We start from the raw sequence: 24,790 nt of genomic DNA, 5'->3' as shown, positions 1-24,790 counted from the left end.
GGGTATGGCTGACGGATCGTTCCTCTCGCTCTGGTCCAAGAACTCGGTACTGTCCATCGGTTCGGTCGGCTCGGTGCTCTCCATCGGCTCCGCCGGCAGCGTGCTGTCGGTCGGGTCCGTGGGCTCCGTGCTCTCGATCGGCTCCGCGGGGTCCTGGCTGAGCTCGGGCTCCGTGCTCAGCGCGCTGTCGAGCCGCTCCGTGCTCTCCTTCCGGTCCACCCGGGCGGTGCTCGGAAGGGGGCCCCGCGCCGGGCTCGCGGCCGCCGCGGTGGCGTCGGCGGCAGCCGCCGGGGTCGCGCTCGTACGGACCCGCCGCAGCTGAGAACCGTTTCGCCGGTGTTCGCGTCCTCCCCCGTGAACGCGAACACGCACGGAACACGCACGCACGACGAAGCGGAGTGAACACACATGGGGATCGTCAGCTGGATCGTCCTGGGACTGCTGGCCGGCGTCATAGCCAAGGTCCTGCTGCCCGGCCGCGACCCCGGCGGCCTGATCGGGACCACCCTCATCGGCATCGCCGGAGCCTTCGTCGGAGGCTGGCTCTCCGCGAAGTTCCTGGACAAGCCGATCGCCAACGAGTTCTACGACCCGGCCACCTGGGGCTCCGCGATCGCGGGCTCGCTGGTCCTGCTCATCGGCTACCGGATCCTGTTCGGCAACTCCCGCGACTGAGCGGCGCCGGGAGCACTGCCTAGGCTGGGGCCGCACGGCGCGACGTACGAGCTGCGAGGAGCCCCGAGTCACATGAGCGTCACTCCCGACACCCCCATCACGCCCGTCCCCACGAGCGATCTGTACGACGAGCACGGCGAGGGCCTGGCCATCTGCACCACCCCGTTCCGCCAGTTCGGCGGGCGCCGGCTCTTCGCGGGCCCGGTGCGGACCGTCACCTGCCACGAGGACAACGCGCTGCTGCGCGAGCTGGTCAACTCCCCGGGCGGGGGCGCGGTCCTCGTCGTGGACGGCGGCGGATCCCTGCGCACGGCCCTCACCGGAGACCTCATCGCCGGAGCGGCGCAGCACAACGGCTGGGCGGGCCTGATCATCAACGGCGCGGTCCGCGACAGCGTGGCCCTGGGCGGACTCGACCTCGGCATCAAGGCGCTGGGCACGGTCCCCCGCAAGAGCGGCAAGACGGGCGCGGGCACGGTGGACGAGCCGGTCACGATCGGCGAAGTCACCTTCCGTCCGGGAGACACGGTCCACGCGGATGACGACGGCACGGTCATCCTCCGCACCTCGTAGGCCGCCGCCGTACGCGGGACCCAGGGGCGAGATCCGGCCAGGGTCGGGCGGGAGCCCTGGTGTCCACCCGGTCGGGCGGGATTCACTGCGGGGCCATGAGACGACACAGGATCATGGGCCTGCTCGGCGCGCTCGCGCTCGCCGCGGGCACCCTGGCCGGCACCGCGGGACCCGCGGCCGCGGCCGACACCACCGCGCGCGCGGGCGGGGCCCACCGCGCCACCGAAGCGGTCCCGGGTGACCTGGCGGTCCCGGCGGTCCCGGCGGCCGGATCGGCCGCGCCCCGGCCCGGCGGCGGCGCCGAGCCGCCCCCCGAGTTCGGGACCGACTGGCACGACCCCCTCACCGCCGCCCCGCCCGTCGCCCGCCCCGCGACCCGGTCCTGCGAGGTGACCGTCGCCGAGGCACAGTTCCGCGACTACACGCCCTACCTGGGGAACTACACACCCCCGGCCGCATGCGGCAGCGGGGCCTGGGCCAAAGTCGTCCTGCGCCTCGACGGCAAGGTCAAGGGCCGCCAGTACGACCGCCTCGGCCACCTCTCCCTCGGCGGCGTCGAAATCCTGCGCACCTCCACCCCCGAGCCCTCGCCCGACGGCATCACCTGGTCCGTCGAGAAGGACGTCACCCGGTACCGCGACACCCTCAGCCGGCCGCAGCCCGTCGAGATGCTGATCGGCAACGTCGTCAACGACACCTACACCGGCGTCATCGACGTCAAGGTCACCCTCACCTTCTACGCCGCCGACCACGACCGGCACATCCCCGCCCCCGACACCCCCGACCGCGTCCTCCCGCTCACCACCCCCTCCGTCACCACCCCGCGCAACACCGAGCGGCTCCTCGCCGAGGTGTACGCCACCGGCTCCGGCGGCGGCTGCGAGGAGTACTGGTACATGACCACCCCCGACGCCGCCCCGTACTCCTGCAAGGCCGCCGACGGCCCGTACCGCGAGGTCCGGATCTCCGTGGACGGGCAGCTCGCCGGCATCGCGGCCCCCTTCCCGACCGTGTGGACCGGCGGCTGGTCGAACCCCTTCCTCTGGTACGTCACCCCCGCGCCCCGCGCCTTCGACGTCCAGCCGGTCGTCTACGACCTCACCCCGTACGCCGCCCTCCTCAACGACGGCCGCCCGCACCGGATCGAGGTGTCCGTCGCCGGCGTCCCGGCCGGGCAGAGCGGCTGGAGCACCCCGACGAACCTCCTCCTGTGGCAGGACGAGGGCCGTACGGTCGTCACCGGCTCCCTCACCCGGCACGAGGAGGGCGAGCCGGCCGGCTCCACCCGCTGGACGCCCGCCACGCCCGGTGCGCAACACCGCCTCGACACCGAGGGCGGCCACCGCCTCACCGTCGCCGGCCGCCTCGACACCTCCCACGGCCGGGTCACCACCACCGTCACCCGCGCCGTCCACAACACCTCCGTGCACCGCTGGACGGACGGCGAGAACCAGGACGCCCTGACCGCCACCTGGACCGACGAGGAGAGCGTCACCCGCGGGCCCACCACCGTCCGCACCGCACGCACGTACACGATGGACGGCGAGACCACCCTCGGCTCCGGCGACCGGCTGCGCACCGTCATCGCACTCGGCGACCGCGCCGAGACGACCACCCTGCACGGCGGCCGGACCGTGGACCGGACCCGGCTCGACGACCGGTACACGGGCGACGCCTCCTACACGGCGAACGTCCCGCGCGAGCAGCGGCACGCGGTCGGCACCAGCTCCGAGCGCTACCAGCTGTACGGGTCGGAGGCCGGGCACGGCTGCTACGACCGCACGCTGGCCACCGCCCAGGGCACGGTGACGGTGGACCGCCGACGCTGCTGACACCGGCGGCGCCTACGATGACCGGCCATGGACATGAGTGAGGCCGGCAGACAGCTGGTCGACGGCCGCTTCGAACTGATCGCGCCCCTGGGCGCCGGCGGTATGGGCACGGTGTGGCGCGCCCGCGACATCGCACTGCACCGCGACGTCGCCCTCAAAGAGGTGCGCCCGCCGGACCCGGCGACCGCCGCCGCCCAGCCCGGACTCACCGTCCAGCTGCGCGAACGCGCCATCCGCGAGGCACGGGCGCTCGCCCGGCTCGCGCACCCGCACGTGGTGACGATCCACCACATCGTCGAGCCCGCGGCCGGCACGGACGGGCACCCGTGGATCGTGATGGAGCTGGTCAAGGGCGGCTCCCTGCACGACAGGCTCGAGTCGGGGCCGATGCCGGTCGCCGACGTGCTGAGGATCGGCCTCGACGTGCTGTCCGCGCTGCGGGCCGCACACGCCGAGGGGGTGCTCCACCGCGATGTGAAGCCGGCCAACGTGCTGCTGCGCCCCGACGGCTCGGCCGTGCTGACCGACTTCGGCATCGCCGCCCTGCACGGCTCGACCGCCCTCACCTCCACCGGCGTACTGATCGGCTCGCCGGAGTACATCGCCCCGGAGCGGGCACGCGGCGAGGAAGGCCTGGCGGCCTCCGACCTGTGGTCGCTCGGCATGCTGCTCTACGTGGCCGCGGAGGGGGCCCATCCGCTGCGCCGGGCCACCACCCTGGCCACCGTCGTCGCCGTGCTCGACGAGCCGATCCCGGCTCCGGTGCGCTCCGGCCCGCTGGGGCCCGTACTGGAACGGCTGCTCGTACGGGACCTGTCTGTACGGCCCGACGCGGCGCAGCTGGAACAACTGCTCCGGGATGCGAGCACTGCTCTCGGCGGCGGTGCCTCGCCGGTCGCGTCGCCGACGGTCCTGGGCCAGTACGGGCCGCCGACCCCGCAGCCGGGGATCGGCATCGGCCTCGCCCAGACCCGGCCCGCGCAGCCGCAGATTCCGCAGCCCTACGCGCCGGCGGCGCCGTTCACCCCCGGGGGCGGGTCCCCGTACTCGGTCACCGCGCCCGTCCCGGCGCCACACGCCCCGCGCCGCCGCCCGGTGCTGCTCGGCGGCCTCCTCGCACTGGTCCTGGCGGGCGGCGTGATCGGGCTCGTCAAGTGGATGCCCGACGGCGAAGGCGGCAGCGGCGCCGCGAAGGGAGGTGACACCGTTGCCAGTACGGGCCCCTCCACCGCCTCCAGCCCCAAGCCGAGCCTCCCCAAATCGGTCGGCAGCCCGGTCGCCGCCCCCAAGGGCAGCCTGCTCACCCCCGCCAACGTGCGCACCGCGCTCGAGGCCCTCAAGCAGAAGTCCGGCACGACCCAGTTCGTGGAGATGACGGTCTACGAGGAGTACGTGCTCGCCTCCATCCCCACCGGCCCCGGAGCCAAGACCTACGACCGCTACCAGTACCGCGACGGCGAGGCGAAGCGCACCGGACCCGGCGGCACCGTCAAGGCGGACGAGCCGCTGATCGACATGGCGGCCGTCAACTGGGACGCCCTGCCCGGCCTCCTCGACAAGGCCAAGCAGGAGCTCGGCGTGGCCAACCCGACCTCCCGCTACGTCATCGTCGAGCCCTGGATCCTCGATCCGGCCTCGCTGTCCATGCGGCCCTACCTCAGCGACGAGTACGGGCAGGGCGGCTACGTCTACGCCGACACCCAGGGCAACGTGAAGAAGGTCTACCGCTCCTGACATCGTGTACCCGTACGCACGCCGCAGCTGCGTACGGCCCTTCACGGTTCGAGGAGTACGACCACCATGCCCAGCTGGCGCACCACCCTGACGGCGGCCGGTATCTCGGACCCCCGGCTGCGCGACGACTACACGAGCGTCGCCCGCCGGGTCCTGCGCCGCGAGCCGGCCCCGTACCTGACGCTGCGCCTGCTCGCAGCGCCGCCGCTGGTGCCCTGGCTGACGGCGGGGGTGGGCTTCATGAACCTGGTCGACGACGTGGCCGAGACCGGCACCCTGCAGGAACGATCCGTCGGTCTGGCCGCACTCGCCGGGCAGGTGGAGGCGGCCCTGAAGACCGGCGACAGCCCCGACCCGCTGCTGCGTGCCTACGCGCACGCCGTCACATCCCGCGGCCTGCCCGAACACTGGGTCTCCCGGTTCCTGGCGGGCGCCGCCACCGCCGAGGCCTGCTTCGACGGCTTCGAGACCGACGACGACTTCCAGGCCTACCTCGACGCCTACGCCTGGCCCGGGGTGCTCGTGTTCACCGGGCTCCAGTACCAGGGCGGCCCCGACGAGGAACAGGCCGCCGGATGGCGGCGGTTCGTCGACGCCGCCCAGCGGGTCGACTTCCTCGCCGACCTCGCCGGAGACCTCGCGGAGGGCCGGCTCTGCCTCCCGCGGGCCCGCCTCGCCGAGCACTCCGTCACCCGGGCCGACCTCGAACAGGCCCGCGACACCCCGGCCGTACGCGCGCTCCTCGCCGCCGAAACCCGGCTCGCCCGGCTCGCCCTGGACGCCACCGACGGCATCCTCGACCTGGTCGAGCCGGGCCTGCGCCCGGTGATCGCCACCATGTCGGAGCTGATGGGGCACCAGCTGACCGCCGTGGAACGGGCCGGCGTCCGGGCCCTGCGCAAGGACGTCGGATACGGCCTGGCGGCCCCAGTCCGCACCCTGATCCGCGCCCGCGCCCGCCGGCCGCGTACGTGTGACTAGCATGATCACCGTGCCCTCGCCGTCCCTGCCCCCCGAGGTCCGCCGCTCGGCCGGTGCCTACCTGGAAGCGGCCGACCGGGCGGCACCCGGCCTCGTCGAGGGGCTGTACCTGCACGGCTCGCTCACGTACGGGGACTACCGCCCGGGACGCAGCGACATCGACTTCGTCGCGGTGCTGAGCGGGCGCCCGGCCGGCCACGTCGTCCAGCGCCTCGGCGAGGCCCTCGCCGAGCTCGGCCGCCACCACCCGCGCCCGTACTTCGACGGACTCCACGTCACCCGCGCCGATCTGACCGGTCCGCCGGCCGACTGCCCGGACGTACCGTGCATCGGGGAATGGGAGTTCCAGCCCGTCGGCCGCTTCGGCGTCAATGCCGTGACCTGGCACGAACTCGCCCGGGGCGCGATCACCCTGCGCGGTCCCCGGCTCGGGCCCGGCGACGTGTGGGCCGACGAAACGGCGCTGCGCGCGTACTCCTACGGCAACCTCCGCGACTACTGGCGGCCGGCACTCGCGAAACTGCGCGCCGGAGAAGGGACCGTCGCGGCCGGGCCGACGGAGCGGGCACAAGGGCTGACGGAGTGGTTCGTGCTGGGCGTCGCCCGGCTGCACCACCTGCTGGCCACCGGCCGGCTCACGTCCAAGGGGGGCGCCGGCCGGCACGCCCTGACCGCCTTCGACACGGAGTGGCGCCCGATCGTGAACGAAGCCCTCCGCATCCGGAACGGAGCCGGCACCTCCGCACCCGGCTACGACACCGACCCGGCCGCACGGGTGCGCGACACCATCGCGTTCGTCGAGATGGCCATCGAGGCCGGCCTCCGGCTGGGCCCGTAGGCCCCCAGCTCGCGGCCGCCGGGCCAGGACATTTGTACCGGTGGGGTCCGTACATGCGGATCTGCCGGGGGACCCCGCCCGGTCCATAGCGTGGTGGGCATGACGCAGACGATGCCCACCACACAGACGACGCGGCCGATGCAGACCGCGAAGCCGCCGAACGACGAGCCCGCCATCCGGTTCCGGCACGCCGCCAAGTCCTTCGGTCCCGTCCACGCCGTCGCGGGCATCGACCTCGACGTCCGGCGCGGCGAGACGGTCGCCCTGCTCGGCCGCAACGGCGCCGGGAAGTCCACCGCCATCAGCCTGCTGCTCGGCCTGAACGAGCCCGACGCCGGCAGCGTACGGCTCTTCGGGCAGACCCCCGCGCAGGCGGTCCGGAGCGGCCGGGTGGGCGCGATGCTCCAGGAGGGGCGCGCCGTACCGCGGATCACCGTGCGCGAGCTCATCGGCTTCGTGGCCCGGACCTACCCGGCCCCCCTGCCCGTCGCCGAGGCGCTCGAGCTCGCCGGGCTCACCGACCTCGCCGGCCGCCGCATCGACCGGCTCTCCGGCGGCCAGGCCCAGCGCGTCCGCTTCGCCGTCGCCCTCGCCGGCAACCCGGAGCTGATCGTGCTCGACGAGCCGACCGCCGCCCTCGACGTAGAGGCCCGCCGCGCCTTCTGGGATTCCATGCGCGGCTATGCCCGGCGCGGCAACACCGTCCTGTTCTCCACGCACTACCTGGAGGAGGCCGACGCCCACGCCGACCGGATCGTGGTCGTCGACCGCGGGCGGATCGTCGCCGACGGCACGGGGGAGCAGCTGCGGCGCGCCGCCGGCGGGTCGCTGGTCTCCGTCGACCTGGCCGGGCGCCCCACCGAGGGCCTCGGCGAACTGCCCGGGGTGGTCTCCGTAGAGGTACGGGGAGACCGTGCGCGGCTGCGTACGGAGGACCCGGACGCGACGGTCGTCGCCCTCGCCGGGCTCGGCGCCATCCGCGGGATCGAGGTCACCGCGCCCTCGCTCGACGACGCCTTCCTCGCCCTCACCGACACCGCCTGCACCGCTTCCACGGGGAGTGCCCGATGATCACCGCCTACGTCCGCCTCGAAGTCCGCCGTACCCTGCGCGACACCGGCTTCGTCGTCTTCGGCATCGGCATGCCGGTGCTGATGTACCTGCTCTTCACCAACCTCGGCACCGACGCCGGCGCCGGCGAGTGGAAGACGGCCTCCATGGTGGCCATGGCCGCCTACGGGGCCCTGGGCGCAGCCCTTTCGACCGGGAACGGCGTTGCCGAGGACAAGGGCATCGGCTGGCTGCGCCAGCTGCGGGTCACCCCGATGACCCCGCGCCAGGTGGTGGCCGGCCGGGCCCTGACCGGCTCGGTGATCGTGCTGCCGGCCATCGCGGCCGTACTCGCGGCCGGGGCGTTCGTCAACGGAGTCCGGCTCGAGGCCTGGCAGTGGGCCGCCGTGGCCCTCGTCCTGTGGCTCGGCGCGCTCCCGTTCACCCTGCTCGGCATCGGCAACGGCTACCGGCTCACCGCCCAGAGCACCGGCGTGGTCAACGTCGGGTGCAGCCTCGCCCTTTCCGTCGTCGGCGGACTCTGGTTCCCGGTCGAGCTGTTCCCGGACTGGCTGCGCTCCCTCTCCGGCTTCACCCCCACGCGCCGCTTCGCCGAGATCGGCCAGTCCCTCGCCGCCGGCGCCGCCCCCGGCCTGGGCGCGGTCGCCGTACTCGCGGCATGGGCCCTGCTGTTCGGCTCGTACGCGGTGTTCTCGTACCGTCGGTCCGCGAGGACGGTGTAACGCATGAAGCAGGGGACGGGAATGAAGACGCACGGCAGGCCGGGGGCCGAGGAGGACTGGAAGGCCGACTGGGCGGCCCGCAAGGCCGAATGGCGGGCGCGGGTGAAGAGGCGCAAGGAGTGCGGGGAGGCACCCGACCACGGCCGCGGCCCGATGCGCCCGGCCAATGCCTTCACGCTGCTGCCGTGGCTGCTGCTCGGCATGGGCGCCATCTCCAACGTGATCAAGGGGGAGACCCCCAACCCGTGGATCGGCGCCCTCGGCCTGCTGGTCTTCAACTCCCTCTACATCACCCTGGTGTTCCGCGCCTTCGACCGGCGGGCGCGGGAGGCCGCCAGCACCCGCTGGTGCCTCGCCGCCCTGGGCGCGGTCACCTGCGGCCTCGCCCTCGCGTACGGGGGTAACTGGCTGCTGTTCTTCCCGCTGTGGGGCCTGGCCACCGGCGCGGTGGTCCGGGGCCGCATTCTCGGCCCGGTGATGTTCGCCGTCACCGCCCTCGCCGGGGCGATCGCGGGACTGGACGAGGGCTGGGACACCCTTGGCATCGCCTACGGGACGCTCGTGTCCGGCATGGTCACCGCGGCCATCCTCGCCCTGTCCGAGACGGTCAAGGAACTGCGCGAGACACGGCAGGAGCTGGCCCGGGCCGCCGTGGACCAGGAACGGCTGCGCTTCTCCCGCGATCTGCACGACCTGCTCGGCCACACCCTCTCCGTGATCGTCGTGAAATCGGAGGCGGCCCGCCGGATCGCCCCCCGCGACATGGACGCGGCCCTCGCCCAGGTCGCCGACATCGAGTCCGTCGGGCGCCAGGCGCTCACCGAGATCCGCGAGGCCGTCACCGGCTACCGCGAGGCCAGCCTCGCGGCCGAACTCGACCGGGCCCGCGGCGCGCTGACCGCCGCCGGGATCGAGCCCGTCGTACGGCAGTCCGGGCCCCCGCTGCCCCCGCAGGCGGCTGCCCTGCTCGGCTGGGTGGTCCGCGAGGCCGCCACCAACGCGATCCGGCACAGCGGCGCGACCACCTGCGAGATCGAGGTACGGAGCTCGGCGGAACGGGTCAGCCTGGTGATCACCGACGACGGGAACGGCGTAGGCTCGACCCCGCCGGGCAGCGGCCTGACCGGCCTGACCGAACGACTCGCCGCGGCGGGTGGCACCCTCGTCGGCGGCCCGGCCCCGGGCCCGGGCCGCGGCTTCCGGGTCACCGCCGAACTTCCGGTGGAGCCGGCCGGACCGGAAGGCGGGGGGAGCGCAGAGCACCCGGAGATTCCGGAGAACGAGGAGAGTCGATGATCAAGGTCCTGCTCGCGGAGGACCAGGGCATGATGCGCGGAGCGCTGGCCCTGCTGCTCGGCCTGGAGGAGGACATCGAGGTCGTGGCGCAGGTCGGCGCCGGGGACGAGATCGTGCCCGCAGCGATCGCGAAGCGGCCGGACGTGGCCCTGCTCGACATCGAACTCCCGGGGCTCAGCGGGCTCGACGCCGCCGCCGAGCTGCGCACGCGCTGCCCCGACTGCCGGGTGCTGATCCTGACCACCTTCGGGCGCCCCGGCTATCTGCGCCGGGCGATGGAGGCGGGGGCCGCCGGGTTCCTGGTCAAGGACGGGCCGGTGGAGGAACTGGCCGCCGCGGTACGCCGGGTGCTGGCCGGGGAAACCGTGATCGACCCCTCGCTCGCGGCCGCCGCGCTCAGCGCCGGCCCGAATCCGCTGACCGGGCGCGAGGTCGACGTACTGAACGCCGCGGTCGACGGGGCCACCGTGGCCGACATCGCGGCCCGGGTCCACCTGTCCGAGTCGACGGTACGGAACTACCTGTCCTCGGCCATCGGCAAGACCGGCACCCGCAACCGCATGGAGGCCGTCCGAGCGGCCCGCCGCCAGGGCTGGCTCTGACGGCGCGGACGGGATGGCGGAGACTGGCGTCAACGCCGGAGACCCGAAGTTGGAGCGCCTGATGCCGCAGATCACCGTGGACTACTCCGCGTCCCTGTCCGACGCCTTCGACCGGCGCGGGTTCGCGGGTGCCCTGCACCCGCTGACTGCGCGGATCGCCGACACCCCCGTCGACACCTGCAAGACCCGCTTCCGGCGCGCCGAGGAGACCTTCGTGGCCGACGGAGCGCCGGAACACGCCCTCGTCCATGTCGAGCTGGCCCTGCTGCCGGGCCGTACGGACGAGGTGAAAGCGGAGTTGAGCCGGGCCGTGCTCGAACTGGTCCGCACGTACACGGGCTCCGCCCCGGGAGCGGTCGTGCACTGGTCCGTGGACGTGACCGAGCTGGGGGCGGCGTACCGCAAGTCCGTGGGGGACGCGGCGGATGCGGGGGCCGCCGGGGCGGGGGCCGCCGGGGCCGCGGGGGTCTGAAGCGGGGCGGCCCCTGCCCTGCTGCCGGGTCAGTACGGGCCGTTGACGTTGTCGATCGAGCCGTAGCGGGCTGCCGCGTAGTTGCAGGCGGCCGTGATGTTGGCGACCGGGTCGTACGAGTCCATGGACGTGCCGGGCACGTGGTAGGCCCGGAAAGTCGGGTCGATGACCTGGAGCAGGCCCTTGGAGGGGATGCCGGCCGCGGCGTTGGAGTCCCAGTTGTTGATGGCCAGCGGGTTGCCGGAGGACTCGCGCATCACGTTGCGGTGAATTCCGTTGTAGCTGCCCGGGATTCCGCGCTGGGCCATGATGTCCAGCGACTGCCGGATCCAGCCGTCGAGGTTGTTCGCGTACGTGGTGCCGGTCTTGGCCGCAGCGGTCGTCGCCTTCGCCGCGGTCGCCTTGGCGACGGCCGCCTTCGCCGCCGCGCCGATGCTCAGCTTGAGCCCGGGGCGAATGATCGAGGGGTTGGTGCCGATGGCGTTCCGGTTGGTTTCGTAGAGGGCCTGCCAGCCGCCGCTCACCGAATGCTCGACGGCGATCTTCGAAAGGGTGTCGCCCACGGTCACCGAATAGGTCAGGGGAGCGGCCGCCTTTTCCACCGCCGGCTTGACGGCGGGCAGTGTGGCGGTCGTCGCGGCGGGCGCCGAGGCCGGCTGCGTCACGGCCGCCCCGGCCGTGGTCGCGCTGATGAGCGGCAGGGCGAGGGCAGCGCCGCCGGTACCGGCGAAGGCCAGCTTGCGGGCGATCGGGCGCTGCTTCGGCCGACGGTGCTTTCCGAGTCCGGGCATGGCGGAATTCCTCACGTGCGGGGTGCGGGGGATCCCTGGCGGCGACCGGTTTAGGAAGCTGCCCGCTGGGAACGACGTGACCGTAAGCGAGCCCGCCGGGCCGGAACAAGGCTTGAATTCCACCGGGTGATCGACTTCCCCGTTCCGGGGTCGGAAATGACCTTGGGAGCACCTTCCGGGAATGACGAAATTCCTTTCCGGGAAAAGGGAATAGTCGCCTCCGAATAAATGATGTTGTCCCTATTCGAGTGACTCACATCACGGGCTCCCGAAGCCCTTCGGGGAAACGGACAAGTCGCCCGCACTCATGCCCGATTCGGGCATCTCGCCCGTTGTTTGTGAATCGCCCACAGTGGGCCCTTCCCGGCATGCCCGTCATGGTCCCGGGGGCTGCTAGAGCTCCGCCAGCTCCGCCAGCCGCGCCAGCGTCGCCGACACCGCCTCCTCGCCCGCCGGCAGCAGGGGGAGCCGTACGTCGGGCGTGGGGATCCGGCCCCGGGCGTGGAGCACCGCCTTGACCACCGCCGGATTGGGCTCGGCGAAGAGCGCCGCCGACAACCGGGCCAGGCCGTGGCCCAGGGTGCGCGCCCGCGGCACGTCGCCGGCCTGCCAGGCCGCCATCAGCTCCGCGTACCGCGCCGTCGCCAGGTGCGCCGAGGCCAGGATCCCGCCCGTCGCGCCCAGCGCCAGCAGCGGCGACAGGTACACGTCGTCGCCCGCCAGCACCGCGAACCCGTCCGGCAGCCCGCCGAGCAGCGTCACCGCGTCCTCGCCGATGCCGCCGCCGGCGTACTTCATCCCGGCCACCCCGGGCAGCTCCCCGAGTGCCCGCAGCGCGACCGCGTCCAGCGGCTGCCCGGTCCGGTACGGGATGTGGTAGACGACCAGCGGTACGGGGCTCACCTCGGCCAGCCGCGCGAAATGCGCCAGCACCCCCGCCGCCGCGGGCCGCACGAACGACGGCACCGTCACCAGCGCCGCCCGCACCTCTGGCCACCTCGCCAGTCGGCCGAGCGCCGCCTCGGCGGCCCGGGTGCCGCTCGCCCCGGCGCCCACGGTCAGCATCGCGCCCCGCTCCCGGCAGACCCGGGCGCAGACGTCGGTGACGAGGTCGCGCTCCGCCTCGTCGAGGGCGGCGGGCTCGCCGGTGGTGCCGAGGGCGACGATCCCGGTGGCGCCCTCGTCGAGCACCGTGTGGGCGAGTGTCTCCAGGGCGTCGGCGGCGACGTCCCCGGCGCGTGTGAAGGGGGTGACGAGCGGTACGTGAATCCCGTGGAGGGAGAGGTCCTGTGCCATGCCCACGAGCTTCATCTGCCCGGAGCATCAAATCCAGTTCGCGTTTCTTACCCGAAGCGTAAGCTGAGCCGATGCTCGACGTACGACGCCTGCGCCTGCTGCGCGAACTCGCCCGCCGCGGGACCATCGCCGCCGTGGCCGAAGCCCTCGCCTTCAGCCCTTCGGCGGTGTCCCAGCAACTCGGAGTCCTCGAACGCGAGGCGGGCCTGCCGCTGCTCGAGCGCACCGGCCGCCGGGTCCGGCTCACGCCCGCCGGGCAGAACCTGGTCCGGCACGCCGAGGCCGTCCTGGAGCGGCTCGAACAGGCCGACGCCGAACTCGCCGAGGCGCGCAGCGGCCTGGCCGGCGCCCTGCGCATCGGGGCCTTCCCCACCGCCATCCGGGCCATCGTCCCGGCCGCCCTGGTCACACTGGCCCGGCGCCATCCGGGGCTGGAGCCGATGGTGTCGGAGACCGACCCGGCGGCGGTCGCGCACGCGCTGCGCGCCGGAGACCTGGACGTGGCCCTGATCCACGAGTACGACTTCGTCCCCGCGCAGAAGGAGCCGGGGCTCGCCACGGAACCGCTGTACCGGGAGGCGATGTACCTGGCCGCCCCGAAGGGAACGACGGGGGACGCCGTCACCGCCGAGCGGGACCTCGGCCAGGACGCCGGCGAGCGCGCCGACCGGAGCCCCGACCGGATCCCCCGTCAGGGCCCCGACCAGGGTTCCGTGCTGCGGGCCCACGCCGACGCTCCCTGGATCACCGCCACCCCCGGGACCCTCTGCCACGCCATGGCCCTGCGGGCCTGCCAGGCCGCCGGCTTCACGCCGCGGATCCGCCACCAGGTCGACGAGTTCCCCACCGTGCTCGCCCTGGTCGCGGCCGGCCAGGGCGTCGCGGTGGTCCCGCAGCTCGGCGTCATGGGGCCCGCCGACCCGGCCGTCTCGCTCACACGTCTCCTGATGGAGCGGCGCACCAAGGTCGCCTTCCGCAGCGGCGCCGCCGCCCACCCGGCCGTGGCCGCCTTCGCGGCGGCACTACGCGCCGCCGTGCCACCGGAACTCGCCACTCCGACTTCCGCGGCGTGACACAACTCCCCTCCGCCGCCGCGTCCGTGTACGTTCGTTGATCCAGACAGATCCGACCAGAGCGGGGTACGACGTGACGCATCGCGTACGAGGGGTCATCGCCCGGAGCAAGGGCGCACCGGTGGAGACGACGACGATCCTCGTGCCCGACCCCGGGCCCGGCGAGGCCCTGGTCAAGGTGCAGGCCTGCGGGGTCTGCCACACCGACCTCCACTACCGCGAGGGCGGCATCAACGACGAGTTCCCGTTCCTGCTCGGCCACGAGGCCGCCGGGATCGTCGAATCCGTCGGCCCGGACGTCACCTCCGTCGCGCCCGGCGACTTCGTGATCCTCAACTGGCGTGCGGTCTGCGGCACCTGCCGGGCCTGCAAGCGCGGCCGGCCCTGGTACTGCTTCGACACGCACAACGCCACGCAGCCCATGACCCTCGAGGACGGCACGCCGCTCTCCCCGGCGCTCGGCATCGGCGCGTTCGCCGAGAAGACCCTGGTCGCGGCCGGTCAGTGCACCAAGGTCGACCCGGCCGCCGCGCCGGCCGCCGCCGGACTCCTCGGCTGCGGGGTGATGGCCGGCCTCGGAGCCGCCCTGAACACCGGCAACGTCGGACGGGGCGACTCCGTCGCCGTCATCGGCTGCGGGGGAGTGGGCAACGCGGCCGTCGCCGGCGCCCGCCTCGCCGGCGCGGGCCGGATCATCGCCGTCGACCTCGACGACCGGAAGCTGGAGTGGGCGCGGGGCCTCGGCGCCACCCACACCGTCAACGGCCGTACGGAGGACGTGGTCAAGGCCATCCAGGGGCTCACCGGCGGAAACGGGGCCGACGTCGTCATCGACGCCGTGGGCCGCCCCGAGACCTACCAGCAGGCCTTCTACGCCCGCGACCTGGCAGGCACCGTGGTCCTGGTCGGCGTGCCGACGCCGGAGATGAAGCTCGAACTGCCGCTCCTCGACGTCTTCGGCCGCGGCGGCGCCCTCAAGTCCTCCTGGTACGGGGACTGCCTGCCCGAGCGGGACTTCCCCCTCCTCATCGACCTCTACCTCCAGGGCCGCCTCGACCTCGACGCCTTCGTGTCCGAGACCATCCCGCTCGACGGGGTCGAAGCCGCCTTCGCACGGATGGAGCGGGGCGAGGTCCTCCGCTCGGTGGTCGAGTTCTAGACCCCGCCCGGCACCCGCCCGGCCCTGCATCGATGCGACCCGGTCCGGCCCCGACCTCCCTGCACCGGGGCCGGGCCGGCCGGTCCCGTCGGCGGATCGCAAAGACCCCGCGGTTCTCGGCCGGTGCAGCCGCCGGTAAGGTGCTAGGCGGCCGGTGGGTCCGTACTGCACTCGGCGGCCGCCAGACCCGTGACCCGGTCGCGATCCGCCCGGGGCAGCCGCACACCCAGGGGCCGTTCGTGACCGTCGACCGCAGCTACCGCCAGCCCGGTGCCGTCCTCACCGACCACCGGTTCACCGTCCCGCTCGACCACACACGCCCGGACGGCGAGCGCATCGAGCTGTACGCCCGCGAGGCCGTCGCCACCGGCAAGGATCCCGAGACCCTGCCCTGGCTGCTCTACCTGGAGGGCGGCCCCGGCTTCGGCGCCCGCCGCTTCGTCGGCCGGCAGGCCTGGCTGGAGCGGGCGCTCACCGAGTACCGCGTCCTCCTGCTCGACCAGCGCGGCACCGGCCGCTCCACCCCCGCCAACCGGCAGACCCTGCCCCTGCGCGGCACTCCCGCCCAGCAGGCCGAGTACCTCGCCCACTTCCGCGCCGACTCCATCGTGCGCGACGCCGAGGTCATCCGCCCCGGCCTGACCGGCGGCGCGCCCTGGACCGTGCTCGGGCAGAGCTTCGGCGGCTTCTGCACCACCCACTATCTCTCCACCGCCCCCGAGGGCCTGACCGCCGCCCTGATCACCGGTGGCCTCCCGTCCCTGACCGCCACCGCCGACGAGGTGTACGAAGCCGCGTACCCCCGCATCGAGCGGAAGAACCTGGCCCACTACGCCCGCTACCCGATGGACGTCGAGCGCGCCCGCCGCATCGCCGCCCACCTCGTGGAGCGCCCGGCCGAACTCCCCGGCGGCTACCGCCTCACCGCCGCGGCGTTCCAGTCCCTCGGCATCCTGCTCGGCACCGGCGACGGAAGCCACCAGCTGCACTATCTCCTCGAGGACGCCTTCGTCCCGACCTCGGCGGGCCCCGCCCTGTCCGACGCCTTCCTGGAGGGCGTCCACGGACTGCTCTCCTTCGCCGCGCACCCCCTCTACGCCCTGCTCCACGAGCCCATCTACGCCCAAGTCCCGGCCGCGCCCACCGCTTGGGCCGCGGAACGGGTCCGCGCGGGCCACCCCGGCTTCGACGCCGAGAAGACCCTCGCGGGCGACGGGCCCCTGCTCTTCACCGGCGAGACCATCCACCCCTGGCACTTCACCGCCGACCCCGCGCTGGCCCCGTTGCGCGAGACCGCCGAACTGCTGGCCGCCCGTACCGGCTGGCAGCCCCTGTACGACCCGGCCCGACTCGCCGCCAACGAGGTGCCGGTGGCCGCCGCGATCTACCACGACGACATGTACGTGGACACCGCGCACTCCCTGCAGACCGCCCGGGCGATCCGGGGCCTGCGCACCTGGGTGACGGACGAGTTCGAGCACGACGGCGTACGCGCCGGCGGCCCCCGCGTCCTCGACCACCTGCTGGCCCTCGTACGCGACGAGGTCTAGAACGCCGCTTCCGGTGCGCGGGGTGCGGTTATTGTGCGACTCATGACCGAACAACTGGATCAGCCCGCGCCCCTGGAGCCCATGCCCACCGACTGGCAGCGCGCCCTCGCGGTGGTCGCCCACCCCGACGATCTGGAGTACGGCGGCGCTGCGGCGATCGCCGACTGGACGGACGGCGGCCGCGAGGTCGTCTACCTCCTGGCCACGCGCGGCGAGGCCGGCATCGACACGATTCCGCCCGAGGAGTGCGCCCCGCTGCGCGAGGCCGAGCAGCGCGCGAGCGCCGCCGTCGTCGGGGTCTCCACCGTGGAGTTCCTCGACTACCGTGACGGCATCGTCGAGTACGGCCTCGACCTGCGCCGGGACATCGCGGCCGCCATCCGCCGGCACCGCCCCGAACTGCTCATCACCCTCAACCACCGCGACACCTGGGGCGGCCAGGGCGGCGGGGGCTACTGGAACACCCCCGACCACAAGGCCGTCGGCCGGGCCACCCTGGACGCCGCCGCCGACGCGGGCAACCGGTGGATCTTCCCGGAGCTCCTCTCCGAGCAGGGCCTGGAGCCCTGGAACGGGGTGCGCTGGGTCGCGGTCGCCGGGTCCTCGACGCCGACGCACGCGGCGGATGCCGGCCCCGGCCTGGAACGCTCCATCAAGTCGCTGATGGAGCACAAGGCGTACATCGAGGTGCTCACCGACCAGGACCCGGAGGAGTACTGCCGGAACTTCCTCACCGGCTTCGCCCAGCAGGCGTCGGTGCGCTTCGGCGGCCGCCCGGCGGTGACGTTCGAGGTCTTCTCGCGCTGAGCCCCCGCCCCCTAAACTGACGGTTCATCAGTTATCGGCGGGGGGCAGGTCGGCTCGGTGATCGACACCATCGGCAACGACATCGCGGAGGGTGAGGAGCGCATCCGGCTGGAGGTCGCGGACGGGATCGCGGTCCTCACCCTCTGCCGCCCGGACCGGCTCAACGGCTGGAGCTGGGAGTCCACCCGCCAGCTGGGCCTGCTCGCGGACCGGATCCGCTTCGATCCTGCCGTACGGGTGGTCCTGCTGCGCGCCGAGGGCCGGGCTTTCTGCGCGGGCATCGACGTGACCTCCCCCGGCGGCGACATCACGGGCGCGACGGCCGCCGAGCGGACCCGCAACTACTACGAGGGCATCCGCTGGGTCCACGAGCGCTTCGCCGTGCTCTCCCGGCTCCCACAGCCGGTGGTGGCCGCCGTGCAGGGCTACTGCCTCGGCTTCGGCTTCGAACTGGCCCTGATGGCCGACCTCCGCGTCGCCGCCGAGGACGCCGTCTTCGCCCTGCCGGAGGCGCAGCTCGGCGTGGCGGTGGACGCGGGCGGCGATCTGCGGATCGCCCGCGAGGCGGGCGCCGGCTGGGCCAAGTTCCTGGCGCTGACCGGCCGCCGCGTCGACGCCGCGACGGCGCACCGCCTGAACCTGGTCCAACTGCTCGTCCCCCCGGCCGAGCTGGACACCACGGCCCGCGCACTGGCGGCCGAGATCGCGGCCAACGCCCCGCTCGCCGTCCAGGGCATCAAGCGCGCGATCGACGCCTACGCGGACGCCGGCCTCGCCCCGGCCCTCGACCACGTCGCGATGACCGCGGCCCTCACCCTCACTTCCGAGGACTGCCGCGAGGGCTACACGGCCAAGGCGGCCCGCCGCCCGCCCCAGTTCAGCGGAGGCTGAACACGGGCCGGGTCGAGAACTCCTCGAACATCCCCTCGCCGTCCGGTCCGTACGCGAACTCGGCCATGGACGGGTTGCGGTTGGCCGTGGCCAGCGGCAGCCACGCGAGCAGGTCGCCGTATCCGCCGCAGACGGCCTCGCCGCCGTCACCGCCGTGCACCGCGGTCGGGTCGCTGCTCAGCTCCGTGCCGTAGCTGTCGTACGCGATGTGCAGCCCGAAGGCGTTCGGCTCGTGCCGCAGGCCGCCGTCGCCCCCGTACGAGGGCTCGTCCAGGGGGCATTCGTTCCCCCACCGGAACAGGGTGCCCGCCCCGGCGCCGCACGCGTGCTCCCACTCGTCGGCGCTCGGCATCCGCAGCCCGCGCGCCGCAAGTACGTCCGGCATCGCGTCCGGGCGCTCGGTCAGCGTCTCGTCCTCCACAGCCATGAGCACGGTGGCCACTGTCGCGGTACGGACCGGGCTGAGCACCTCGGCGAGATAGGGCTTCAGGTCGAGCTCGTACCCGTACCCCTCGTCCGCGCTCTCCGCGTAGTCCGCGCTCTGCGCCGGCGTCGGCACCCAGGCGTCCAGATCGAACCCCAGCCGCACCGGCCCGCCGGGTATGAGGGCGAACTCCTGCCCCTGGCGCTCGATGCGTACGCGGTGCAGCGGCCCGCCCAGGTGCAGGGCGGTGTCGAGCAGCACCACCCGGCCGCCCGCCTGCGCGGCGGCCTCGTGGGCGATGCGCCCGGCGGCGGCCGGGTCGAGCGAACGCCAGTGGTCAAGGGTCAGATCGGCGAGAGACATGACCGGATCCTCGCACCGGCCACCGACAGCCGGGGCTCAGGGGGTGAACGGGCCGCGGCCCAGTTGGGTGCGGATCGGGATCACCTCGGGGTTGACCAGGGCGCGGCGCTGCCAGTTCGCGCCGTCGACCACCAGCGTGTGGCCGGTGATGAACCGGGCGAAGGGGGAGGCCAGGAAGGTGGCGGCCCAGCCGAGTTCGCGCGGGGCGCCGACACGCAGGGCGGGCTGGCGGGAGTCCAACGCGTCGGGTGCGGCATGCTCCAGCCCGCCGCGGATGTCCTCGGTCATGTCGGCGTGCGGGAACAGGCCGGGGACGAGGCCGTTGACCTGGATACCGTACGGACCCCACTCGACGGCGAGCGTCTCGACCAGGTTTTTCACCCCGGCCTTGGCGGCCGCGCTGTGGGCGAAGCCCGGTCCGCCGGTCCAGGCGTACGAGGCGCCGATGTTGACGATGGAGCCGGGTGTCGCGGCCGCGAGGTGGCGGCGGCCGAACTCGCGGGTCGTGAACCAGGTGCCGGTCAGGGTGGTGTCGACCACTGCCCGCCAGGCGCCCGGCGTCAGGTCCTCCGCCGGGCAGGGGAAATTGGCGGCAGCGTTGTTGACGAGGACGTCCGGCAGGCCGAGGGCCGCCTCCGCCGCGTCGAAAACCTCCGCGATCCGCTCCGGGTCCCGGATGTCGCAGAGTGCGGACGTCACCCGGCCCGCGCCGGGGACGGCCGCCAACTCCTCCTGCGCCGCCTTGAGCTGCCCGGCGCGCCGGCTCGCGATCACCAGGTCCGCGCCGAGCCGCGCGAACTCGGCGGCGATGGCCTTGCCCAGCCCGGTCCCGCCGCCCGTCACGAGGACCACCTGCCCGCCGTACGTACCGGGGGGCAGTGCGGCCGTGCCGAGCGGCGGGGGCGCGGGCAGCCCGCGCGGGATCTCGTCCGTCATGGGGCATCGATAGCGCGCGGGCGCCGAGATCACCATGCCCGGGACGGGATCAACTGTTCGGCGCGTACGCCTGCTTGCTCGCGCAGGTCCAGATCACGGCGCTGCCCGCGCCGGCTTCCCGGTCGCTCACACTGCCGCCGACCCGGTCGTCGTCGGTGGCGGCGAAGGCACGGCTGAGCGGCTTGGCGCCCGGGGCGCCCGCCGGGAAGGGGAGCGCCTTCGGGGTCCCCTGGCCGGGCCAGTAGACGGCCTGGAAGTAGCTGGGCCAGCTCTCCTCGAAGGTGGTGGCGGTGCCGACGGCCACGTTCGTGGCCGGGCTGCTGCCGTTGAACTCCAGGTGGCCGAAGCCGGCCAGCCGCCCCGGGTCGGTGGGCAGCGCGTCGTACGGTTTCTTCCAGACGGCCGGGGTCAGCCGCGGGTCGTTGCGGTAGTAGTAGTCCTCCAGGCCGACCACGCGGCCGCGGTCGTCGATGTCCCGGCCGATCGTGGAGAACGAGTAGTGGTAGCCGTTCCAGACCTGGAGGCTGTACGGCGGGTAGCCGCCCCCGGCGGGCCACACGACCGGGAAGGTCTTGGTGACCTCGATGTCGTTCTCGGCGTCGAAGTAGGAGCCGCTGGCGGTGCCGACGATGTCGCCGCGCTTGTTGATGCCGCTCAGTGAGACGACCTTGGTGCCGGGGATCGCGTCGGCGGGAACCGGCAGTTCGCGCACGGCCGTGCCGTTCACCCACTCCTTGGCGACGCCGTTGTCCACGGCGACGACCCGGCCCGACTCGTTGACGTCGATGTCCACGGCGAGGCCTTCGGCGACGGGCGTGGTCAGCGCCTCGGAGGCCGCGGCGCCCTTCTGGTGGGTGAAGGTGACCCTGGCGTGGTCCGCGTTGCGGGTGGCCGTGCCCACCATCAGGCCCTTGGCGCTGACGGCCTTGACGCTGCCCCGGTCGAAGCCGGCGGGCAGCGGGACGGCGTGGACCGTGTGTTCGGCGCCCGTCCAGTAGGCGGGCCGGTCGCCGCTCTCGCCGACCACGAGCCCGCCGCTGCCGAACCCGGCCACGGTGCCCACGCTCGCCCCCGGCAGGGCGGGCAGCAGCTCGATGGCCGGGGTGCAGGCCGCCGGAACGGCCGCGGCGGCCGGTCCGGCGGTGGTGACGAGGCCCGCCAGAACGATGGCGGCTCCGGCCGTGGACATGCTGCTTCTCATGTGGTGGTCCCCCCTGGACAGGTGCTGTTCCCCGTTGAGTCATGACGCGTGCACGCCACATGTTGCCTGATGGTGGGGTGGAAGTGGCCGGAATGACGCGTGTCGATTCGGTCCGGACGGTTGTCGGCCGCGCTGACGGTTCACAGAGGGGCAAGCGACCGCTTAGTATGCCCGCGGAGTGTGGTTCCTCGACGGCGGCTGGAGGCCCCGGATGCAGGCATGGCGAGTACATACCCCCGGCGAACCCCGAGAGGCCCTGCGCCTCGAAGAGATTCCCGAACCGGTACCCGGCGAGGGCGAGGTGCGGCTGCAGGTGCTCGCGGCGAACCTCAACTTCCCCGACGCGCTGCTCGTCCGCGGCCAGTACCAGATCCGCCCGCCGCTGCCGTTCACCCCCGGCGTCGAGATCTGCGGCCTCACCGACGACGGCCGCCGCGTCATCGCCACCCCGAGCCTGCCCCACGGCGGCTTCGCCGAGTACGTGATCGCGGCCGAGCGGGCCCTGCTCCCGGCACCCGAGAGCCTGAACGACGCCGAGGCCGCGGCCCTGCACATCGGCTACCAGACCGGCTGGTTCGGCCTGCACCGCCGGGCACGCCTGCAAGCCGGCGAGACCCTGCTCGTGCACGCCGCCGCCGGCGGGGTCGGCAGCGCCGCCGTCCAGCTCGGCAAGGCCGCCGGGGCCACCGTCATCGGGGTCGTCGGAGGCAAGGCCAAGGTGCGTACCGCCGAGGAACTCGGGTGCGACCTGGTGATCGACCGTACGACCGAGGACGTCGTCTCCCGGGTGAAGGAATTCACCGGCGGGCGCGGGGCCGACGTGGTCTACGACCCCGTCGGCGGTGACTCGTACACCGCCTCCGCCAAGTGCGTGGCCTTCGAGGGCCGGATCGTCGTCGTCGGCTTCGCGAGCGGCAACATCCCCGCCCCCGCCCTGAACCACGCCCTCGTCAAGAACTACTCGATCCTGGGCCTCCACTGGGGCCTCTACGCGGCCAAGGACCCGGCCGCGATCCTGGCCTGCCACACCGAACTCACCCGCCTCGCCTCCGAAGGCGCCATCAAACCCCTGATCAGCGAACTCGTCGCACTCCCCGCCGTCGCCGACGCCGTGCAGCGCCTCGCCGACGGCACCACCACCGGCCGGGTCGTCCTGGCCATGCCCCGGCAGCCGGGTGTGTCCCGATGACCGCGATCACCGCCGACCACCTGCTCACACGCGTCCGGGGCCTGCTCGCCGCGCACCCACCCGCCGACACCGACCGCGCCGAGTTCCTGCGCGCCCGCTTCGACGCCGGCCTCGCCTGGGTCCACTACCCCGAGGGCCTCGGCGGACTCGGCGCGCCCCGCTCCCTCCAGGCCGTCGTCGACGCCGAACTCGAGGCGGCCGGCGCCCCCGACAACGACCCGCGCCGGATCGGCATCGGCCTCGGCATGGCCGCCCCCACGATCCTCGCGTACGGCACCGACGAGCAGAAGCGGCGCTTCCTGCGCCCCCTGTGGGTCGGGGAGGAGGTCTGGTGCCAGCTCTTCAGCGAGCCCGGCGCCGGCTCCGACCTCGCCGCGCTCGGCACCCGTGCGGTCCGCGAGACGGGCTCCGGCGACTGGATCGTGGACGGCCAGAAGGTGTGGACCTCCAGCGCCCACACCGCCCGCTGGGCCATCCTGATCGCCCGCACCGACCCGGCGCTGCCCAAGCACCAGGGCATCACCTACTTCCTCTGCGATATGCACGCCCCGGGCGTCGAGGTCCGGCCGCTGCGCCAGATCACCGGCGAGGCCGAGTTCAACGAGGTCTTCCTGACCGGCGTCCGGATCCCCGACAGCCAGCGGCTCGGCGCCGTCGGCCAGGGCTGGGCGGTCGCCCGCACCACCCTGATGAACGAGCGCGTCTCCATCGGAGGCATGCGGCTCCCCCGCGAGGGCGGCATGATCGCGCCCGTCGCCGCGGCCTGGCGCGAGCGGCCCGCGCTGCGGACCCACGCACTGCACCAGCGGCTGCTCCAGCTGTGGGTCCAGGCCGAGGTCGCCCGGCTCACCGCCGAGCGGCTGCGCCAGCAGCTCGCCGCCGGGCAGCCCGGTCCCGAGGGATCCGGCATGAAGCTCACCTTCGCCCGCCTCAACCAGGAGATCAGCGGCCTGGAGGTGGAACTCCTCGGCGAGGAGGGCCTGCTGTACGAGGACTGGACGATGCGCCGGCCCGAGCTCGTCGACTTCACCGGCCGCGACGCCGGCTACCGCTACCTGCGCGCCAAGGGCAACAGCATCGAGGGCGGCACCAGCGAAATCCTCCTCAACATCGTCGCCGAACGCGTCCTCGGCCTGCCCGCCGAGCCGCGCGACGACAAGGACCTCGCCTGGAAGGACCTGGCCCGATGAGCGACGCCTTCGACCTGCTGTACTCCGAGACGGAGGAAGAGCTCCGGTCCGCCGTACGGGCACTGCTCGCCGACCGGTGCACACCGGCGGACGTGCTCGCCCGGGCGGAGACCGGCCGGCCGCACGGCCCGGAGCTGTGGCACACGCTCGCCGCGGAGATCGGCACCGCCGGGCTGCTCGTACCGGAGAAGCTCGGCGGCCAGGGCGCGGGCCACCGGGAGGCGGCCGTGGTCCTGGAGGAGCTGGGGCGGGCCGTGGCGCCGGTGCCGTACCTGACGAGCGCGGTGCTCGCCACGGAGATCCTGCTCGGGCTCGGCTGCGACACGCCGGAAGTGGCGCGACTGCTCGGGGAGTTGGCCGCGGGCCGGCAGGTGTGCGTACCGGCGCTGCCGCTGACGCAGGCCCCGGGTGCGCCGCTGCCGGGCGCCGTACGGGACACCGGGGGCGGGATCCTGACGGGCACCGTCACCTCGGTGGCGGACGCGGTGGCCGCCGATGTGCTGCTGGTCCTCGCGGACACAGGGCTGTACGCGGTCCCGGCCACCGAGGTCGCGCTGACCTCGGCGGTCCCGCTGGACCTGACCCGCCCGCTCGCAACGGTGACGCTGGAGCGGGCCGCGGGGACCCGCCTCGCGGACCCGGCGACGGCCCGTGCGGCGGTCGCCGGAGCACTGCTCTCGGGGGCCGGACTCCTGGCCTCCGAGCAGGTCGGGCTCGCGGAGTGGTGCCTGACGGAGACGGTGCGGCACGTGCGCGGCCGCCACCAGTTCAACCGGCCGGTCGGCTCCTTCCAGGCGCTGAAGCACCGCCTGGCGCAGCTCTGGCTGGACGTGGCCTCGGCCCGGGCGGCGGCCCGCGCCGCGGCGGACGCGCTGGCCGGCGGAGCCCCCGACGCCCCGCTCACGGTGGCGGTCGCCCAGGCGCACTGCTCCGGGGTCGCGGTCCGCGCGGCCGAGGAGTGCGTACAGCTGCACGGCGGCATCGGCATGACGTGGGAGCACCCGGCGCACCTGTACCTGAAGCGCGCCAAGGCCGATTCGCTGGCCCTGGGCACCCCCGGCCACCACCACGCCCTCGTGGCGGACTTCGCCGAACTCCCGTCTCCTTAGGGCCGTTCTCGCCGG

25 protein-coding genes are annotated in these 24,790 nt (G+C 73.7%); 20 read left to right on the top strand and 5 right to left on the bottom strand.

Going from position 1 to position 24,790, the window contains the following annotated elements:
* Window positions 1–4: 4 nt before the first annotated feature.
* From OHT74_RS05265 to OHT74_RS05210, 12 genes are all read left to right on the top strand, one after another.
* Window positions 5–322 carry a hypothetical protein gene (locus tag OHT74_RS05265; protein ID WP_328619512.1) on the top strand — a complete coding sequence of 106 codons (318 nt, stop codon included), beginning with the start codon at window positions 5–7 and terminating at the stop codon, window positions 320–322.
* Between the two features lie 86 nt (window positions 323–408).
* On the top strand, window positions 409–675 hold the full coding sequence (locus OHT74_RS05260) for a GlsB/YeaQ/YmgE family stress response membrane protein (RefSeq protein ID WP_266661109.1): 267 nt from the start codon (window positions 409–411) through the stop codon (window positions 673–675).
* A gap of 72 nt (window positions 676–747) precedes the next feature.
* Window positions 748–1,248, top strand: a complete 501-nt coding sequence (gene rraA / locus OHT74_RS05255; RefSeq protein ID WP_266998703.1) for a ribonuclease E activity regulator RraA — start codon at window positions 748–750, stop codon at window positions 1,246–1,248.
* 95 nt (window positions 1,249–1,343) lie between these two features.
* Complete coding sequence (locus tag OHT74_RS05250) at window positions 1,344–3,080, top strand: peptide-N4-asparagine amidase (protein ID WP_443047283.1); 1,737 nt, start codon at window positions 1,344–1,346, stop codon at window positions 3,078–3,080.
* A 27-nt stretch (window positions 3,081–3,107) separates the two neighbouring features.
* Window positions 3,108–4,814 carry a serine/threonine-protein kinase gene (locus tag OHT74_RS05245; protein WP_266661103.1) on the top strand — a complete coding sequence of 569 codons (1,707 nt, stop codon included), beginning with the start codon at window positions 3,108–3,110 and terminating at the stop codon, window positions 4,812–4,814.
* Window positions 4,815–4,880: 66 nt separating this feature from the next.
* The gene (locus tag OHT74_RS05240; RefSeq protein ID WP_328619511.1) at window positions 4,881–5,795 is read left to right on the top strand and encodes a squalene/phytoene synthase family protein; all 915 of its coding nucleotides are present in this window, start codon (window positions 4,881–4,883) and stop codon (window positions 5,793–5,795) included.
* 10 nt (window positions 5,796–5,805) lie between these two features.
* A complete protein-coding gene (locus OHT74_RS05235) occupies window positions 5,806–6,633 on the top strand; it encodes a nucleotidyltransferase domain-containing protein (protein WP_328619510.1) in 828 nt (275 codons plus the stop codon).
* Between the two features lie 138 nt (window positions 6,634–6,771).
* Entirely contained in the window at window positions 6,772–7,704 is a 933-nt protein-coding gene (locus tag OHT74_RS05230) for an ABC transporter ATP-binding protein (protein ID WP_266672498.1), read from the top strand.
* Window positions 7,704–8,426: an ABC transporter permease gene (locus OHT74_RS05225; protein ID WP_266672496.1), complete on the top strand. Its 723-nt coding sequence runs from the start codon at window positions 7,704–7,706 to the stop codon at window positions 8,424–8,426. Before OHT74_RS05230 ends, OHT74_RS05225 begins: the two co-directional genes overlap by 1 nt.
* Window positions 8,427–8,429: 3 nt before the next feature.
* Entirely contained in the window at window positions 8,430–9,722 is a 1,293-nt protein-coding gene (locus OHT74_RS05220; RefSeq protein ID WP_443047282.1) for a sensor histidine kinase, read from the top strand.
* Window positions 9,719–10,324: a response regulator transcription factor gene (locus OHT74_RS05215; protein ID WP_328619509.1), complete on the top strand. Its 606-nt coding sequence runs from the start codon at window positions 9,719–9,721 to the stop codon at window positions 10,322–10,324. Before OHT74_RS05220 ends, OHT74_RS05215 begins: the two co-directional genes overlap by 4 nt.
* A 13-nt stretch (window positions 10,325–10,337) precedes the next feature.
* On the top strand, window positions 10,338–10,796 hold the full coding sequence (locus tag OHT74_RS05210) for a 5-carboxymethyl-2-hydroxymuconate Delta-isomerase (RefSeq protein ID WP_328619508.1): 459 nt from the start codon (window positions 10,338–10,340) through the stop codon (window positions 10,794–10,796).
* A gap of 29 nt (window positions 10,797–10,825) precedes the next feature.
* On the opposite strand, the gene OHT74_RS05205 is transcribed toward OHT74_RS05210, so the two are convergent.
* Both OHT74_RS05205 and OHT74_RS05200 read right to left on the bottom strand, forming a co-directional pair.
* Window positions 10,826–11,587 carry a LysM peptidoglycan-binding domain-containing protein gene (locus OHT74_RS05205; protein WP_266661093.1) on the bottom strand — a complete coding sequence of 254 codons (762 nt, stop codon included), beginning with the start codon at window positions 11,585–11,587 and terminating at the stop codon, window positions 10,826–10,828.
* Window positions 11,588–11,980: 393 nt separating this feature from the next.
* On the bottom strand, window positions 11,981–12,883 hold the full coding sequence (locus tag OHT74_RS05200; RefSeq protein ID WP_328619507.1) for a dihydrodipicolinate synthase family protein: 903 nt from the start codon (window positions 12,881–12,883) through the stop codon (window positions 11,981–11,983).
* A 71-nt stretch (window positions 12,884–12,954) separates the two neighbouring features.
* On the opposite strand from OHT74_RS05200, the gene OHT74_RS05195 reads away from it, so the two are divergent.
* From OHT74_RS05195 to OHT74_RS05175, 5 genes are all read left to right on the top strand, one after another.
* Window positions 12,955–13,956, top strand: a complete 1,002-nt coding sequence (locus tag OHT74_RS05195; protein WP_328619506.1) for a LysR family transcriptional regulator — start codon at window positions 12,955–12,957, stop codon at window positions 13,954–13,956.
* Window positions 13,957–14,029: 73 nt separating this feature from the next.
* Complete coding sequence (locus OHT74_RS05190) at window positions 14,030–15,115, top strand: S-(hydroxymethyl)mycothiol dehydrogenase (protein WP_266661087.1); 1,086 nt, start codon at window positions 14,030–14,032, stop codon at window positions 15,113–15,115.
* A gap of 239 nt (window positions 15,116–15,354) precedes the next feature.
* The gene (locus OHT74_RS05185) at window positions 15,355–16,665 is read left to right on the top strand and encodes an alpha/beta fold hydrolase (protein WP_328619505.1); all 1,311 of its coding nucleotides are present in this window, start codon (window positions 15,355–15,357) and stop codon (window positions 16,663–16,665) included.
* A gap of 42 nt (window positions 16,666–16,707) precedes the next feature.
* On the top strand, window positions 16,708–17,472 hold the full coding sequence (locus OHT74_RS05180) for a PIG-L deacetylase family protein (protein ID WP_053789870.1): 765 nt from the start codon (window positions 16,708–16,710) through the stop codon (window positions 17,470–17,472).
* Between the two features lie 57 nt (window positions 17,473–17,529).
* Complete coding sequence (locus OHT74_RS05175) at window positions 17,530–18,363, top strand: enoyl-CoA hydratase/isomerase family protein (protein ID WP_328619504.1); 834 nt, start codon at window positions 17,530–17,532, stop codon at window positions 18,361–18,363.
* Here the strand turns inward: OHT74_RS05175 and OHT74_RS05170 are convergent.
* Genes OHT74_RS05170 through OHT74_RS05160 form a run of 3 tightly spaced genes read right to left on the bottom strand, consistent with a single transcriptional unit; the run spans window position 18,350 to window position 21,287 of the window.
* Entirely contained in the window at window positions 18,350–19,150 is an 801-nt protein-coding gene (locus OHT74_RS05170; RefSeq protein ID WP_266998714.1) for a hypothetical protein, read from the bottom strand. The genes OHT74_RS05175 and OHT74_RS05170 overlap by 14 nt on opposite strands.
* Before the next feature lie 36 nt (window positions 19,151–19,186).
* Window positions 19,187–20,086: an SDR family oxidoreductase gene (locus OHT74_RS05165; RefSeq protein WP_328619503.1), complete on the bottom strand. Its 900-nt coding sequence runs from the start codon at window positions 20,084–20,086 to the stop codon at window positions 19,187–19,189.
* 49 nt (window positions 20,087–20,135) lie between these two features.
* A complete protein-coding gene (locus OHT74_RS05160; protein ID WP_328619502.1) occupies window positions 20,136–21,287 on the bottom strand; it encodes a hypothetical protein in 1,152 nt (383 codons plus the stop codon).
* A 211-nt stretch (window positions 21,288–21,498) separates the two neighbouring features.
* Here OHT74_RS05160 and OHT74_RS05155 point away from each other — a divergent pair, with 211 nt between their 5' ends.
* The 3 genes from OHT74_RS05155 to OHT74_RS05145 are packed head-to-tail and all read left to right on the top strand — an operon-like array spanning window position 21,499 to window position 24,775.
* Window positions 21,499–22,476 carry an NADPH:quinone oxidoreductase family protein gene (locus tag OHT74_RS05155; RefSeq protein ID WP_328619501.1) on the top strand — a complete coding sequence of 326 codons (978 nt, stop codon included), beginning with the start codon at window positions 21,499–21,501 and terminating at the stop codon, window positions 22,474–22,476.
* On the top strand, window positions 22,473–23,666 hold the full coding sequence (locus tag OHT74_RS05150; protein ID WP_266661072.1) for an acyl-CoA dehydrogenase family protein: 1,194 nt from the start codon (window positions 22,473–22,475) through the stop codon (window positions 23,664–23,666). Before OHT74_RS05155 ends, OHT74_RS05150 begins: the two co-directional genes overlap by 4 nt.
* The gene (locus OHT74_RS05145) at window positions 23,663–24,775 is read left to right on the top strand and encodes an acyl-CoA dehydrogenase family protein (RefSeq protein WP_328619500.1); all 1,113 of its coding nucleotides are present in this window, start codon (window positions 23,663–23,665) and stop codon (window positions 24,773–24,775) included. The genes OHT74_RS05150 and OHT74_RS05145 overlap by 4 nt, the downstream gene beginning before the upstream one ends.
* Window positions 24,776–24,790 lie beyond the last annotated feature (15 nt).

It is taken from the genome of Streptomyces sp. NBC_00354 (assembly GCF_036106915.1).
Lineage (GTDB): Bacteria > Actinomycetota > Actinomycetes > Streptomycetales > Streptomycetaceae > Streptomyces.
This window is presented reverse-complemented; position numbering and strand designations above follow the sequence as displayed.